The organism is Bradyrhizobium liaoningense (genome assembly GCF_018130825.1).
Taxonomy (GTDB): Bacteria; Pseudomonadota; Alphaproteobacteria; order Rhizobiales; family Xanthobacteraceae; genus Bradyrhizobium; species Bradyrhizobium liaoningense_B.
On the sequence record NZ_JAFCJS010000001.1, the window covers coordinates 1,245,469 to 1,260,410 of the forward strand.

Annotated in this window: 17 protein-coding genes; 7 read left to right on the top strand and 10 right to left on the bottom strand. The window is 64.1% G+C overall.

Going from position 1 to position 14,942, the window contains the following annotated elements; all coding sequences use genetic code 11:
• Positions 1-28: 28 nt before the first annotated feature.
• From JQ603_RS06100 to JQ603_RS06120, 5 genes are all read right to left on the bottom strand, one after another.
• Positions 29-997, bottom strand: coding sequence for a branched-chain amino acid ABC transporter permease (locus JQ603_RS06100; protein WP_212337356.1), 969 nt, complete (start codon positions 995-997; stop codon positions 29-31).
• A gap of 1 nt (position 998) precedes the next feature.
• Positions 999-1,862 (bottom strand): branched-chain amino acid ABC transporter permease, encoded by an 864-nt coding sequence (locus tag JQ603_RS06105; protein WP_008551982.1) that lies wholly within the window; start codon positions 1,860-1,862, stop codon positions 999-1,001.
• Positions 1,863-1,934: 72 nt separating this feature from the next.
• Positions 1,935-3,158, bottom strand: a complete 1,224-nt coding sequence (locus JQ603_RS06110; protein ID WP_212337358.1) for an ABC transporter substrate-binding protein — start codon at positions 3,156-3,158, stop codon at positions 1,935-1,937.
• 37 nt (positions 3,159-3,195) lie between these two features.
• Positions 3,196-3,942: an ABC transporter ATP-binding protein gene (locus tag JQ603_RS06115; RefSeq protein ID WP_212337360.1), complete on the bottom strand. Its 747-nt coding sequence runs from the start codon at positions 3,940-3,942 to the stop codon at positions 3,196-3,198.
• Positions 3,935-4,690, bottom strand: a complete 756-nt coding sequence (locus JQ603_RS06120) for an ABC transporter ATP-binding protein (RefSeq protein WP_008551999.1) — start codon at positions 4,688-4,690, stop codon at positions 3,935-3,937. The genes JQ603_RS06115 and JQ603_RS06120 overlap by 8 nt, the downstream gene beginning before the upstream one ends.
• Positions 4,691-5,018: 328 nt before the next feature.
• On the opposite strand from JQ603_RS06120, the gene JQ603_RS06125 reads away from it, so the two are divergent.
• Positions 5,019-5,681, top strand: coding sequence for a hypothetical protein (locus JQ603_RS06125; RefSeq protein WP_212337362.1), 663 nt, complete (start codon positions 5,019-5,021; stop codon positions 5,679-5,681).
• Between the two features lie 35 nt (positions 5,682-5,716).
• Here JQ603_RS06125 and JQ603_RS06130 read toward each other — a convergent pair whose 3' ends face one another.
• Complete coding sequence (locus tag JQ603_RS06130; protein WP_212337363.1) at positions 5,717-6,070, bottom strand: ArsC family reductase; 354 nt, start codon at positions 6,068-6,070, stop codon at positions 5,717-5,719.
• 105 nt (positions 6,071-6,175) lie between these two features.
• On the opposite strand from JQ603_RS06130, the gene JQ603_RS06135 reads away from it, so the two are divergent.
• The 3 genes from JQ603_RS06135 to JQ603_RS06145 all read left to right on the top strand — a co-directional run bounded on the left by JQ603_RS06135 (position 6,176) and on the right by JQ603_RS06145 (position 8,185).
• Positions 6,176-6,547 carry a tRNA-binding protein gene (locus JQ603_RS06135; RefSeq protein ID WP_212337365.1) on the top strand — a complete coding sequence of 124 codons (372 nt, stop codon included), beginning with the start codon at positions 6,176-6,178 and terminating at the stop codon, positions 6,545-6,547.
• 219 nt (positions 6,548-6,766) lie between these two features.
• Positions 6,767-7,399 carry a TetR/AcrR family transcriptional regulator gene (locus JQ603_RS06140; protein WP_212337367.1) on the top strand — a complete coding sequence of 211 codons (633 nt, stop codon included), beginning with the start codon at positions 6,767-6,769 and terminating at the stop codon, positions 7,397-7,399.
• A 3-nt stretch (positions 7,400-7,402) separates the two neighbouring features.
• The gene (locus tag JQ603_RS06145) at positions 7,403-8,185 is read left to right on the top strand and encodes a sulfite exporter TauE/SafE family protein (protein WP_212337369.1); all 783 of its coding nucleotides are present in this window, start codon (positions 7,403-7,405) and stop codon (positions 8,183-8,185) included.
• Between the two features lie 2 nt (positions 8,186-8,187).
• Here JQ603_RS06145 and JQ603_RS06150 read toward each other — a convergent pair whose 3' ends face one another.
• Entirely contained in the window at positions 8,188-8,892 is a 705-nt protein-coding gene (locus tag JQ603_RS06150) for a glutathione S-transferase family protein (RefSeq protein WP_212337371.1), read from the bottom strand.
• Positions 8,893-9,027: 135 nt separating this feature from the next.
• Between JQ603_RS06150 and JQ603_RS06155 the strand changes: the two genes are divergently transcribed.
• A complete protein-coding gene (locus JQ603_RS06155) occupies positions 9,028-9,516 on the top strand; it encodes a hypothetical protein (protein ID WP_212337373.1) in 489 nt (162 codons plus the stop codon).
• Between the two features lie 6 nt (positions 9,517-9,522).
• On the opposite strand, the gene JQ603_RS06160 is transcribed toward JQ603_RS06155, so the two are convergent.
• Positions 9,523-10,188, bottom strand: a complete 666-nt coding sequence (locus JQ603_RS06160; protein ID WP_212337375.1) for a DUF429 domain-containing protein — start codon at positions 10,186-10,188, stop codon at positions 9,523-9,525.
• 1,130 nt (positions 10,189-11,318) lie between these two features.
• Here JQ603_RS06160 and JQ603_RS06165 point away from each other — a divergent pair.
• Positions 11,319-12,644, top strand: coding sequence for a TROVE domain-containing protein (locus tag JQ603_RS06165; RefSeq protein WP_212337377.1), 1,326 nt, complete (start codon positions 11,319-11,321; stop codon positions 12,642-12,644).
• Positions 12,645-12,758: 114 nt separating this feature from the next.
• On the top strand, positions 12,759-14,099 hold the full coding sequence (locus JQ603_RS06170; RefSeq protein ID WP_212337379.1) for an RtcB family protein: 1,341 nt from the start codon (positions 12,759-12,761) through the stop codon (positions 14,097-14,099).
• Between the two features lie 73 nt (positions 14,100-14,172).
• Here JQ603_RS06170 and JQ603_RS06175 read toward each other — a convergent pair whose 3' ends face one another.
• Both JQ603_RS06175 and JQ603_RS06180 read right to left on the bottom strand, forming a co-directional pair.
• The gene (locus JQ603_RS06175; protein WP_212337381.1) at positions 14,173-14,694 is read right to left on the bottom strand and encodes an RNA polymerase sigma factor; all 522 of its coding nucleotides are present in this window, start codon (positions 14,692-14,694) and stop codon (positions 14,173-14,175) included.
• Positions 14,691-14,900 carry a YgaP family membrane protein gene (locus JQ603_RS06180; protein WP_212337383.1) on the bottom strand — a complete coding sequence of 70 codons (210 nt, stop codon included), beginning with the start codon at positions 14,898-14,900 and terminating at the stop codon, positions 14,691-14,693. The genes JQ603_RS06175 and JQ603_RS06180 overlap by 4 nt, the downstream gene beginning before the upstream one ends.
• Positions 14,901-14,942 lie beyond the last annotated feature (42 nt).

Consider the following 14,942-nt stretch of genomic DNA (forward strand, 5'->3'; position numbering starts at 1 on the left):
GCGGTTAATCTTACGTCAAATCAATCGCTTAGAGCGAGCGCCTGAAGTAATGCGCGATTTCACCGATGACGCCGCGGCGGAAGGTGAGCACGCAGATCACGAAGATCGAGCCCTGGATCACCGTCACCCACTGGCCGAAGCTCGCCAGATATTGCTGCATGGCGATGATCGCGAAGGCGCCGACCACGGGGCCGAAGATGGTGCCGAGACCGCCGACCAGCGTCATCAGCACGACCTCGCCCGACATCGACCAGTGCACGTCGGTGAGCGAGGCATTCTGGGCCACGAACACCTTCAGCGCGCCCGCGAAGCCGGCAAGCGTGCCCGACAGGACGAAGGCCAGGAACTTGTACTGGTCGGTCCGGTAGCCCAGCGAGATGGCGCGCTGCTCGTTCTCGCGGATCGACTTCAGGACCTCGCCGAACGGCGAATTGATGATGCGGAAGATCAGCAGGAAGCCGGCGAGGAAGCCGACCAGCACGACGTAATACAGAACCGTCGGCTTGGAGAGATCGAGGACGCCGAACATGCGTCCCTGCGGAATGCCCTGGATGCCGTCCTCGCCATGGGTGAACGGTGCCTGGAGGTAGATGAAGTACAGCAACTGCGACAGCGCCAGCGTGATCATCGAGAAATAGATGCCCTGGCGGCGGATCGAGATGTAGCCGGTGATGATCGAGAGCACGAAGGCCGCGGCGATACCGACGAGGATGCCCAGTTCCGGCGGCAGCGCCCACACCTTCAGCGCATGCGCGCTGCAATAGCCCGCGGTCCCCAAGAACATCGCGTGGCCGAACGACAGGAGGCCGCCATAGCCGATCAGAAGATTGAAGGCGCAGGCGAGCAGCGCAAAGCACAGCGCCTGCATCACGAAGAACGGATAGACCCCCGTGAATGGCACCGCCGCCAGCAGCAGCGCCATCACCACGAATACGATCATCTCGTCACGTACCGCACGCGGGCTTGCAGGCAGCGTATCGTCCGTCAGGGTTGTCATATCAGGCCGCCCTTCCCGTCAATCCCGTTGGCTTCACCAGCAGCACCAGCACCATCAGCACGAACACGACGGTGTTGGAGGCCTCGGGGTAGAAATACTTGGTCAGGCCCTCGATCACCCCGAGCGCGAAGCCCGTGATGATGGAGCCCATGATCGATCCCATGCCGCCGATCACGACGACGGCGAACACGACGATGATGAGGTCGGCGCCCATCAGCGGGCGCACCTGGTTGATCGGCGCCGAGAGCACGCCGGCGAGCGCGGCAAGGCCGACGCCGAGCCCGTAAGTCAGCGTGATCATGCGCGGCACGTTGATGCCGAAGGCACGCACCAGTGTCGGGTTTTCGGTGGCGGCGCGCAGGTAAGCACCTAACTGCGTCTTCTCGATCAGGAACCAGGTGGCAAGACATACCACCAGCGAGAACACGACGACCCAGCCGCGATAGATCGGCAGGAACATGAAGCCGAGATTCATGCCGCCCTTGAGCTGATCCGGAATGGCGTAAGGCAGGCCGGAGGAGCCGAAATAGTTCTGGAACACGCCCTGCACGATCAGCGCGATGCCGAAGGTCAGGAGCAGGCCGTAGAGATGGTCGAGCCCGGTCAGCCATTGCAGCATGGTCCGTTCCAGGATCATGCCGAAGATGCCGACGATGATCGGCGCCAGCAGCAACGCCCACCAGTAGTTGATGCCGCCGAGGTTCAGCAGGAAATAGGCGACGAAGGCGCCCATCATGTAGAGCGCGCCATGGGCGAAGTTGATGATGTTGAGCATGCCGAAGATGACGGCAAGCCCGAGACTGAGCAGCGCGTAGAACGAGCCGTTGATCAGTCCCACCAGTAGCTGAGCATAAAGAGCCTGCATCGATCCCGCACCCGGTCCCTTCGGCGTTCCCTGAAAGTCGCCCGCAGGCGCGTTGGCCTGCGGGCGGTTATCTTACTTCTTCAACAGCGCGCACTTGCTTTCGGACAGCGGCGTGAAGGCCTGATCGCCCGACACCGTGCCGACCAGCTTGTAGAAATCCCACGGCCCCTTCGACTCCGAGGGCTTCTTCACCTCGAACAGGTAGGCGTTGTGGATGGTGCGACCGTTGGGCTGGATCTCGCCCTTGCCGAACAGATCGTCCTCGGTCGGCATCGACTTCATCTTCTCGACGATCTTGACGCCGTCATGAGGATTGCCGCCGAGGGCTTCCAGCGCCTTGAGATAGTGGCGCACGCCCGCATAGACGCCCGCCTGCACCATGGTCGGCGGAGCGCTGTTCTTCATCTTCGCGGAGAACCGCTTGGAGAAGGCGCGGGTCTTGTCGTCCATGTCCCAGTAGAAGGTCTCGGTGAAGTTTAGGCCCTGCGCCGTCTCCAGACCGATCGCCTTGACGTCGGTGAGGAACAGCAGCAGCGCCGCAAGCTTCTGGCCGCCCTTGACGATACCGAACTCGGCCGCCTGCTTGATCGTGTTGGTGGTATCGCCGCCGGCATTGGCGAGGCCGATGATCTTGGCCTTGGAGGCCTGCGCCTGAAGCAGGAAGGACGAGAAGTCCGGCGTGTTCAGCGGATGCTTGACGCCGCCGACGATCTTGCCGCCGTTGGCGGTGACGACGGCCGTGGTGTCGCGCTCGAGCGCCGCACCGAAGGCGTAGTCCGCGGTCAGGAAGAACCAGCTGTCGCCGCCGGCCTTCACCAGCGCCTGGCCCGTGGTGTGGGCCAGCATGTAGGTGTCGTAGGTCCAGTGCACGGTGTTGGGCGAGCACTGCGCGTTGGTGAGGTCCGAGGTCGCAGCGCCCGAATTGATGTAGACGCCGTTCTTTTCCTTGATGACGTTGTTGACGGCGAGCGCCACGCCGGAATTCGGCACGTCGACGATGACGTCGACCTTGTCGACGTCGAACCACTGCCGCGCGATCGCGGTGCCGATGTCCGGCTTGTTCTGGTGATCGCCGGAGATGATGTCGATCTTCCAGCCCTTCGCGACAAGGCCGGAATCTTCAACCGCCATCTGCGCCGCGAGCGTCGAGCCGGGGCCGCCGAGGTCGGCGTACAGGCCGGATTGATCCGACAACGCGCCGATCTTCACGGTCTTGTCCTGCGCGGACGCGACGCCTGCTGCGGCGAAGGTGAGCGCGGTGGTCAGCAGCAATGACGCGATCGACCTGGTCTTCATGCAACTTTCCTTTTTTGAAGTCTTCTCTGTGGCAGTTCTAGACGCCGAGATAGGCGTGGAGCTTGTCCATGTTGGCGGCAAGCTCCGAATTGGAAAACCCGTCAATGATCTTGCCGTGCTCGACCACATAATAACGATCGGCGACGGTGGATGCGAAGCGGAAGTTCTGCTCGACGAGGAGGATCGTAAAGCCCTCCTTCTTCAGCCGCGCAATGGTATGGCCGATCTGCTGGATGATGACGGGCGCGAGGCCCTCGGTCGGCTCGTCCAGCATCAGGAAGCTAGCGCCGGTGCGCAGGATGCGTGCGATCGCGAGCATCTGCTGCTCGCCGCCGGACAGCTTCGTGCCCTGGCTGTTGAGCCGTTCCTTCAGGTTCGGAAACAGATCGAAGATCTGGTCCAGCGGCAATCCGCCTTCGCGCACGACCGGCGGCAGCATCAAATTCTCGCGGACGTCGAGACTGGCGAATATCCCCCGCTCTTCCGGGCAGAACGCGATGCCCATCCGCGCGATCTTGTCGGAGGTGGCGCGAATGATCTCCTGGTTGTTGAACTTCACCGAGCCGGCACGCTTGCCGATGATGCCCATGATCGACTTCAGCGTGGTGGTCTTGCCGGCGCCGTTACGCCCGAGCAGGGTGACCACCTCGCCCGCATTCACGTCGAAGTTGATCCCGTGCAGGATGTGGGACTCGCCGTACCATGCTTCGAGGTTGCGGATCTGGAGGATGTTTCCGCCGGTCGCAGCCCTTGCCGGAGCCTCGGCGATCGCAGTGTCAGGCATGACCGGCTCCCAGATAAGCTTCCTTGACGCGCTCGTCCTTGGTGAGCTCGCTGTAATGACCTTGCGCGAGCACCTGCCCGCGCGTCAGCACGGTGATGATGTCGGAGAGATTGGCCACGACGCTCAAATTATGCTCGACCATCAGGATGGTGTATTTCGCGGAGATGCGCTTGATCAGCGCCGCGATCTTGTCGATGTCCTCATGGCCCATGCCGGCCATCGGCTCGTCCAGCAGCATCATCTCGGGGTCGAGCGCGAGCGTGGTTGCGATCTCAAGTGCACGCTTGCGCCCATAGGGCATCTCGACCGCGGGCGTGTTGGCAAACTCGCTGAGGCCGACATCGTTCAGCAGCTCGCGCGCGCGATCGTTGAAGCGGTTGAGCACCGATTTCGAGCGCCAGAAATCGAAGGAACTGCCGTGCTGGCGCTGAAGCGCGACACGGACGTTTTCAAGCGCGGTGAGATGCGGAAATACCGCCGAGATCTGGAACGAACGGACCAGTCCCATGCGCGCCACGTCGGCCGGCGCCATCGCGGTGATATCCTGCCCCTTGTACAGGATCTTTCCGGCAGACGGTTTGAGGAACTTGGTCAGAAGATTGAAGCAGGTCGTCTTGCCGGCGCCGTTCGGGCCGATCAACGCATGAATGCTCCCACGGCGAACCTTGAGCGCAACGTCGCGGACGGCGAAGAATCCCGCGAACTCCTTGGTCAAGCCTTCCGTTTCGAGAATGAACTCATCGGCCAAACAGATTTCCCCCTGCCCGCGCAACGCGCCGTCGCGCGTGGCTGTCCTTGTTGCTTCGGCATTCCGGAGGTCTTGGAGCCCATCCGGAACGCCGCCTCCGGGCGCGGAATATGCCGGAGGTGACGGGGGTTAGGCAAGGCGGAAAGCTGAGCAGATCAGGCCTCCGGCTGGGATACAAATGCTCCCTTAGTCGGAGACGTTTGATGTCGTGCCTGCCCGGCCTCCCGGTTCGCAAAAGCACCGGCCATCAAGTCGTCGTTAACGGTCTTTCGCCCCGCGCGCCAGCCTTCATCAAAAATTTCCCCGCAAACGACATCATGCTGCGGGTATGTCTGCCGGGAATATTGTCTTGGATTTTGCAAGCGCCGCTCCCTCAATCGTCAAGTCGATCAGGCAGCGAGATCTGCTGAACACGTGGCTGCGACTTTATGCGCGGCAGCAGCTCGCACCGGCGATCTGGGAGTACCAGCCGGCACGACTCGAGGAAGAGCTGTCCGATCTCATCTATTATACCGTGGACAATTCGGCTGCCCTCCCGCGCCTCATCATCCAGAGCGAAGGCACGCGGATCTCGCGCGCCTACGGGCACACCGGAAAGGGCGTGTCGCTCGATGAATATATCGGACCGCGGCTCGTGCCATTGGTGATGCCCGTCTACCATGAATGCGTCGCGCGCGGGCTTCCGGTCTACAGCGTGGCCGACGTCGACGACATCTATGGGCGCGTCGTCGCCTACGAACGCCTGCTGCTGCCGTTCCTGACCGACGGCAAGGTCTGTCACGTCATCGCCTCGCTCAAGACCTTCTGCGAGGACGGCGGCTTCGAGATCAGGAATCTGATGCGCGGAAATGACGCGCTGCCGCGTCCCAAACTGTCCGCCGTGATCGACCGCGAACTCTTTCATCGCGTTCCCGGCCGCATCGCGGCCGCGGACGTCGTCGAGTTCGCCGATCAGCCGGGCGAGGCCACCGAGACCGTCGAGCTGAACTAGAGCCGACCTGCTTGGCCCGACTTACTTGGCCTGACTTACTTGGCCTTGACTTCCTTGGCATAGATGTCGGGCTTGAAGCCGACCAGCAGCTTGCCGCCGACTTCCAGCACCGGCCGCTTGATCATCGACGGCTGCGCCAGCATCAACGCCAGCGCCTTCTTCTCGGTGAGGCCTTCCTTGTCGGGATCGGGGAGCTTCTTGAAGGTCGTGCCGGCGCGATTGAGCAGCGTCTCCCAGCCGACCTTGTCGCTCCACTGCTTGAGCTTGTCCTTCTCGACGCCGGCGGCCTTGTAGTCGTGAAACGCGTAGGCCACGCCATGACCGTCGAGCCAGGTGCGCGCCTTCTTCATGGTGTCGCAGTTCTTGATGCCGTAGATGATGTTGGGCAAGACCACTCCTTGCGCATGCGTGATGCTTCGGCTGCGGCGTTGTACGAAACTCCGCTTCGCGCGACAATATTGCAAACGAAGCCTGCTCTGCAAAACGGACACATTATGCACGTCACCCATGATCCCGCGGCCGCCGCCTCGCCGACCATTGACTTCAACAGCTTCCTCGCGGTCGATATCCGCGTCGGCACCATCGTCGACGCCAAACCGTTCCCGGAGGCGCGCAAGCCGGCCTGGCGTCTCTGGATCGACTTCGGACCTGCGATCGGCGTACGCAAGAGCTCGGCGCAGATCACCGAGAACCATCCGCTCGAGACGCTGGTGGGACAACAGGTCGCTGCGGTGGTCAATTTTCCTCCGCGCCAGATCGGACCCGTTGTCTCGGAGGTGCTGACGCTCGGCTTCCCCGATGCCGACGGCAGGGTCGTGCTGGTGCAGCCGAGCAAGCCCGTGCCGAACGGCGGACGGCTGTTCTAGCCGCAATGCGACCGCGGACCGTGGCCCCGCTCCGGCCCGGCGCGGTCGCAACGGCATAATCCCCGCCTGTTTCTCGTCTCGGGCGACCAGGACTTGACCAAAATCCTCTTTGGCAATAAAAATGACTGACTGATCGTTTTTTATTTTAATGGCCGGGAAGGCAGCCACTACTTGCCAACAACTAAAACGATCGACCGGTCAGCTATTTAGGGACAGCCGATGCCCAAGATCAGCGACAAGCAGCGCGAAGGCCGGCGGCAGCAGATCCTCGAGGCCGCCCTCGCCTGCTTCGCGGAAGACGGTTTTCACCAGACCGGCATGGCCGACATCGTGAAACGATCGGGGCTCAGCCACGGCGCGGTCTATCTCTACTTCCAGAGCAAGGACGATCTGATCGAAGCGCTGGCCGACGACCGGCATCGCCGCGAGGCCGTGCTCAACTCGGTCGCGCAGGGATCGGGCGATCCGATTGAAGGGCTTCACGCGCTGGTTCGCGTCTACGCGCAATGGCTCACCGATCCCGCCGGCGAAGCCCGCCGCCGTGTCGGCATCCATGGCTGGGCCGAGGCCTTGCGCAACCGCCGCGTCCGCAGCAGCGTCGTCGAAGGCATCGACATGCCGCGCGCGTTGATCGTGGCGCTGGTCGAGCGTGCCCAGCACGATGGGCTCATCAGGCGCAACATCGGAGCCGAGGCCGTCGCGCGCGTGCTGATCGCGATCTTCCAGGGCTTCGTGCTGCAGAAATGCTGGGGCGAGGATTTTGACGTCGCGGCCTGCATGGCGGCCGTCGATGGCGTGATCGATGGCCTGCGCGCGTCGAAGGCGGACGCCAAGCGACGAACCAGAACATGAACGATGACCTGGATGTATGAACTCCTCGCCGGCGCCGGCGTCGGTCTTGTCGCAGGATTGGCATCGGGCTTCACGGGCACGAGCCCGGGTGGCGGCCTCGTCATCTTCTCCGTGCTGCTGCTCGGGGCAGAACAACACGTCGCACAGGGGACGTCCCTGATCACGCAGATTCCGCCGACGGGCCTTGCCGGCGCACGCCGCTACTGGCAGAGCGGCAACCGCAGCCCCTTGCCGTGGATCGTCTGGATCGGCATTGGATTTCTCATCGGCGGCGCCGGTGGCGGCTATGCCGCAGCCGCGGTTTCCGACGCGTTTCTGCAATGGACTTATGTCGTCTATCTCGTCGCGCTGATCGCAATGTTGCTGCTGCGCCGCGACCGCAAGGACGACGGCAGCAAGGCCGACGGTCCCGCCGAATTGCCGTGGCTCCCCCTATTTCTCATCGGCACGCTGGCCGGATTTTCCTCCGGCTTCATGGGCATTGGCGGCGGCCTCGCGATCACCGTCGGCCTCGCCGCCGGCCTGCGCGTGCCGCAGCATCAGGCGCAACTCGTCAGCCTGATCTTCTCGGTGATCCCGACCAGCATTCCGGCCGCCTCGATCTACTGGAGCAAGGGGCTGGTGGTCGGCTGGCCGGCCATAACAGGCATTTTGGCCGGCCTCTGGGTCGGCACCGACCTCGGCGCGCGCGCGGCCAATGGCGTCAGCAAATCGGTGCTGCGCCGGGCCGTGATCGCCCTCGTCTCGCTGATGGCGCTCTACATGACCTACAAGGCGTTGAGCTGAGCTTACGGCCGCTTCGGAATGTTCAACCCGCGCTGCACCGCCGGACGCGCAAGTCCCCGCTCGAGCCAGGCACCGACCGACTTGAACTGGCTGAACGCGACGAGATCGCCCGCGCCGTAGAAGCCGATGAGATTGCGCACCCAGCCCAGCATGGAGATGTCGGCGATGGTGTAGTCGTCATCCATGAACCATTGCCGGCCGGAAAGATGCGTCTCCATCACGCCGAGCAGTCGCTTGGACTCGCCGACGTAGCGGTCGCGCGGCCGCTTGTCCTCAAAGTCCTTGCCGGCGAATTTGTGGAAGAAGCCGACCTGGCCGAACATCGGCCCGATGCCGCCCATCTGGAAATGTAGCCACTGGATGGTCTGGTAGCGGCGCGCAGCATGCTGCGGCAGCAGCTTGCCGGTCTTCTCCGCGAGATACTGCAGGATTGCTCCGGACTCGAACAGCGGCAGCGGCCTGCCCCCGGGACCGTTGGGATCGAGGATCGCCGGGATCTTGCCGTTCGGATTGAGCGAGAGGAATTCCGGCGTCTTCTGGTCGTCCTTGCCGAAATCGACGAGATGGACTTCGTAAGGAAGTCCGATCTCCTCCAGCATGATCGAGACCTTGACGCCGTTCGGCGTCGGCAACGAATAGAGCTGGAGGAGTTCGGGATTCTTGGCCGGCCAACGCTTGGTAATGGGGAAGACGGAGAGATCGGACATCGGGACCTTTGGTGCATGGACTGAGGCGTGCTCAATCTAGGCTAGATGCCGCACCGCGCAAGTCACTATTCGTCCCGGCGAACCCCGCGCTTATCGCGGCAGCGTTGCCATCGCCACGATCGGGATCATGGCTTCATGCTGCAGTCGATACTCGATGAACCGCTGACCCGTGATCAACAGCAGGCCCGTAAACGCAATCGCAAGCATCGCAGTCGCCAATTGGCACACGTCGTTCATGGTATTTTGTCCCTCGACAGCCTTGGCGTAAACGTCGGCTCGGGCCCCACGTTCCGAGGCGACGTGAAAATATTGCTATTTTTTCCCGAGACTCCGCAGCGGAGCCATCGCGCTGTTCCGGCGGCCCGCGCAGGGACCAATGGCGCCTTCGCGCGTTGTCGCTGGATGAACATCGAGAAGCGCGCCCTGCTCGACCACGCTGAACGCTGTCGCCGCGTCGCGAACGAGCTCGCTCATCGCGAAGCCGCGCAACGGTTGCGGGCGATGGCCGACGAGTATGAAGCGCGAGCAACGAGACTGGACGAGAGCGTCTCCTCGACTCCGGGCCGCAATAGTCGCTGCTACCTCGAAGGCCAAGGTAATCGACAAGGCAATCGGGAGGGCTGATCAGCCTCAGAAATTGATCTCCATCCGCAATCCGCGCGGATCGACCTCCTCCCCGCCGACTCGCTGCGTACTGTCGCGCGCCGCAACCGCGCAGGCGCAGGCATCGATGAGATCGTCGCGGCCGATGCCCGTGCCGTGACGCAGCGTCAACCATTTCGGCAGACGCGTGAAGCCGCGTTGCTCCAGCAGCGCGATGCGCTGCTCGCGACCATGCGCCGACGTTTTCTTCGCGAGATGGACGCGGCCCGCGAGATTCCAGAAGATCAACTCCGGATGCGCTTCGCCGATCGCCGCCTGCCGCGCCGGCGTCATGATGTCGTCGACCTCTCTCATCTTGTCCCTGATGTTCCAGAGCTGCGCCGACACGCCCCTGCCCTTGCCTTCGTGCTCCCAGTAATGGCGATTGGCCGCAGCCATGTCCGGGAAAGCCCAGAGGTCACGGCGCGCGCCGAGAAACACGGCAGGCCCGATGAGTTCGCGCGCCCGCAGATCGCAGGCGCGATAGCCGCTCGCCTTCAATCCGATCGGCATGTCGATCATCGCGCGTGCGTGCGGGATCGCGAGCAGGCGGATCAAGCCCGGTGAATAGTCGAAGCCGTGATCGCCGCGCTCGTCGATCCAGGCCGCGACCCAGCCGAAGCGGAATCCGTCGAGGCCGAGATAGTTTGGCACGTCGCTCGCCTTTCGCTCTGCGATTTTCACACGCGCCTCGCTTGACATCCGCAGGTTGCAGGCGTATGTCCCGCCGCCTCGCGAGCACTTCTGTTTGCGAAAACCATGAACCCAGTGATGAAGCACCGCTACGAAATATTTGCGCAACTGTCGAATGGCCTACGGCCAATCGATGTCGCATGCCCGGCTCATGGGAGCGATCTTGCCTGACCGCAAGATCGACAGTCCGCTTCTCACGGACCCTCCCGAGCCTGCCGCTCCGGAGGGTTTTTTGTTGCCTTCCGCGCGGCCCCATCGAACATCCCGGCAATCGCCGGAACGAGAGACCCGGATCTCGGGGCTCGCGCTGGAGAGGCGCGTGCCCAAGCGCGCGGGGCCTGCCGGAGGGAACGAGGCGATGAGCCGGACACCGATGGCAGAGCGAACCCAGTAGGTTCGCAAACAGCGGCGCGTCGACAGCGCCGCGATAGAATTTTCTTGAAGTTGGTTTGCCGCAAAGATCGCGGCTCAACCGACGCTGGTGGTGAAGATGTCGGATACTTCTCACGGTAAAGTGGGTTCGAATCCCGCCCTTGACACACGCACCGGGATGCGGGCCTCGAGAGGGCCTGCACGCGGCCCGGCGCAGGATCCGTTCGCAAGAACGGCGCCTGGCGGTGGTGAAGATGACTGTTACTTCGGTAGAGCACCGTCCTGGCTTTCCAGAACGGAGGTTGCGGGCTCGAATCCCGCCGGCTGAAATGCCGTAGCTCAGTTTGCCCAACAAGGGCAGCAACAGCATCGCCCGTTCCCCGCCAACCCCATCACGGTCCGTGGTGAAGATCGCTGTTACTTCGCCTATCACGCGAGAGGTCGCGGGTTCGAAGCCCGCCCGGTGTATTGTGCACCGGTAGCTCAGTGGCCAGAGCGCTTTCCGGCAGGCTTTTGCCCGCTGGATCTCAGCAATCGCCTGTTCCCGGATCGTGACTTTCTCGTCCCCACCGCCGGTGGTGAAGAGCGCTGTTACTTCGCTGTCGGAGGTTCGAACCCTCCCGGACGCATGTCCGTAGCTCAGTTGGTAGAGCACGATCAGCCTCGCTTGTTCCCCGGCACCTGTTTCCAACTCACTGTCAACGCAAGAGGAGGCCGTCATGGTCAGGCTCAACAAGATCGCTCGCGCCTTCACGCGTGAGGGTGCGCGCGCAACCCGCTTCACGCCCGAGATGGAGCTGAAGCGCGCGCTGATGAACTGCCTCCTGTGGGAGGACCAGTTCTACGAGGACGGCGTCTCCATCGCCGACCGCATCAAGGCGCTCGTGCCCAAGGTCGCGCCGGAGCGCGTCGCGCAGCTTGCGATCGAGGCACGCGAGGTGATGAAGCTGCGGCACGCGCCGCTGCTCGTCATCCGCGAGATGGCGCGGAGCGAGAAGCATCGCGCCCTCGTTGCCGACACGCTCGCCCAGGTGATCCAGCGGCCCGACGAGATGACGGAGCTGCTCGCGATCTACTGGGCGGATGCGCTGGGGCCGATGCAGCAGCGCAAGCGCCAGCCGGTCTCGGCGCAGGTCAAGAAGGGCCTTGCCCGCGCGCTGACCAAGTTCGACGCCTACCAGCTCGCCAAGTGGGACCGCGACGGCGCGGTGCGGATCAGGGACGTGCTGTTCCTGGTGCACGCCAAGCCTAGGGATGCCGACCAGGCCAGGGTGTGGAAGCAGCTCGTCGACGGCGAGCTCGTCTCCCCCGACACCTGGGAGGTTTCGCTTTCGGCCGGCAAAAGCAAGCGCGAGACCTTCGAGCGGCTCATCGCCGGGAAGAAGCTCGGCGGCCTGGCACTGCTGCGCAATCTGCGGCTGATGCAGACTGCGCAGGTCCCGCGCGAGACCATCGCAGGCGCGATCGAGGCGATGCGGACGGATCGTATCCTTCCCTATCGCTTCATCACGGCGGCGCGCTATGCGCCGGACTTCGAGCCCGAGCTCGAGGCTGCGATGCTCAAGTCGGTCAAGGACCATGTGCGGCTCCCGGGCCGCACCCGGCTTCTGATCGACGTGTCGGGCTCGATGTTCGCAACCCTCTCCGCGCAGTCGGAAATGACGCGCGCGGAGGCGGCGTGTGGCCTTGCCATTCTCGCCCGCGAGATCTGCGACGAGGTCGAGATCTTCACCTTCAGCAATGAAGTCGTGAAGGTCCCGCCCCGCCGCAGCTTCGCGCTGCGGGATGCGATCATCAACTCGCAAGCCCATGGCGGGACGTATCTCGGCAAGGCTGTGACGGAGATCGACCGCAAGGGCGATCGCCTGATCGTCTTCACCGATGAGCAGAGCCACGACGCCGTGCCCGCGCCCAAGGCGCGCGGCACCATGGTGAACGTGGCCTCGTATCAGCACGGTGTCGGCCACGGCGACTGGACCCGCGTCAACGGCTTCTCCGAGGCCGTGGTCGCGTGGATCGCAGCGTCGGAGACCGCGCTGAACTGATGCGCAACGACAACGGCCCCGGACGCGAGACGCGCCCGGGGCCTCCGAAATTTCTGAAATGATCCGCGCAAGCCGGCTAAGGTGCGTGCGGACTGGAAAGCAGGACACAGGACCATGCGACGATCCGATCCCTACATGGAGCGCGCCCGCGAGCTTTGCCTTGCCGCCGGCGTCGATCCCGACTCGCGCGTCGGCGAAGGACGCGGCCAGCCGGCCTGGTGCTCGTACCGGGATGCCGCGCGCAAGGAGCATCTTGCCCGCGAGGCCAATGCGACCGCGAGCTCGATCGCCGAGTTCCGAACGCAGGACGCCCGCTTCCAGAATGCGCCGCTGAAGGTGTTCGGCCCGCACGAGGAGGCGACCATCGCGCAGATGCGCAACTGCATGGCGGTCGGCAACGTCGTATCCGGCGTGATCTGCGCCGACGGCCATCTCGGCTACGCCCAGCCGGTCGGCGGGGTCATCGCCTATGAGAAGCAGATCAGCATCTCCGGCGTCGGCTTCGACATCGGTTGCGGCAACATGGCGGCCCGGCTCGACACCCGCTTCGACGACATTGCGGAGATCGCACCCACGATCATCCGCGACGTCGCCAAGGTGATCTCGTTCGGCGTCGGCCGTGCCAACGCCGAGCGGGCCGAGCACGAGCTGTTCGACGACGGCGACGCCTGGCGCGAGAGCGACATGGAGGCCTACCGTCAGAAGGCGGTGGCTCAGCTCGGCACGGTCGGCTCGGGCAACCACTATGTCGACCTCATGCGCGACGAGGAAGGCTTTGTCTGGATCGGCGTCCACTTCGGAAGCCGCGGTCTCGGGCACACCTCCGCGACGCGCTACCTCAAGGCCGCCGGCGGCAAGGACGGCATGAACGTCCCGCCCGCCGTGGTCGACGAGGACTCCGAGCTCGGCCGCCGCTACATCGCGGCGATGCAGCTCGCCGGGCGTTATGCCTATGCGGGCCGCGAGTGGGTGGTCGAACGCGTCCGCCAGATCATCGGCGGCAGCGTGACCGAGAGCGTGCACAACCACCACAACTATGCCTGGCGTGAGACCCACGGCGGCAAGGATCTGTGGGTGGTGCGCAAGGGCGCGACCCCGGCGTTTCCCGGCCAGAAGGGATTCGTCGGCGGCTCGATGGGCGACGATGCCGTCATTCTCGAAGGCGTCGACAGTCCGGAAGCCCGGGCTTCGCTCTACTCGACCGTGCACGGCGCCGGCCGCATGTTCGGACGGAGGGAAGCAAAGCGCCGCTTCTCGCGCGCGGAGATGGACCGCTGGCTCAACGAGCGCGGCGTCACCTTGATCGGTGCCGACCTCGACGAGAGCCCGATGGCCTATCGCCGCCTGCCCGACGTGCTCGCCCAGCACGCCGGCACCGTGCGGGTGCTGCACACGCTGCGGCCGTTCGCCGTCGCCATGGCCGGCGAAGGCGAGTTCGATCCGTGGAAGGACTAACGCAAGCAACGGACGGGAGGCTTGGCCTCCCGTCCGCATTTTCTCATGCTCCTCTCTGATATTCGATCGTCTCTCATCTCGTCAGATATTCGCGCATGAAGGCGCGGGCGCGATGCAGCCGCGCCTTCACGGTCTGCCTGGTCGCGCCGAGCGCGGCGGCAATCTCGTCGATCGTCATCTCCTTGACGTCGCGCATCAGCGCGACATCGCGATAGTGCGGCGGCAGCGCCTCGAAGGCCGCGGCCACGTCAAGCCGCAGATCGGCCTCAGGCCGCAACAGCAGTGCGGCTTCCGCCTCGCTCTCATCGACAGCCGGTACAAGGCCGGCCCGGCGCGCGAGCCGCAGGCATTCGCGGCGGACGACGCTGAACAGCCAGGCCGAAAACGCCAGCAGCGAACGGATCGTGCCGATATGGCGGAACAGGATCCACAGCGCCTCCTGCGTCGCATCCTCGGCATCCGCCGAACTGCGGCAGGTCGCGCGCGCATAGCGGCGGATGTCCGGCTGTGCCGTCTCGAGCAGTGAGGCGATCGCATGGGGATCGCCGAGCCGTGCCGCCTCGAACAGGTTCGGCGAGATCGCAGCCGCACTCACGACACGTCTCCTCGCCCGATCCCCGCCATCGCGCACATCGGGCAATAGCCGACGAGCCCCGTTAGCGCGAAGCCGGCGCCACCGAGCGCAACCAGCCACGCCGTCGCGCCCGCCAGATAGACCAATGCCGCCCCCGCGACCGCGCCCCCCGCGGCAATCCGCACCGCCTGGTGCAGGCTGCCGATGTTCTTCCTGTAAAATGCCATCGCATCCTCCGAGATGAGCCGAGGCTGAATGCCTCGACCATC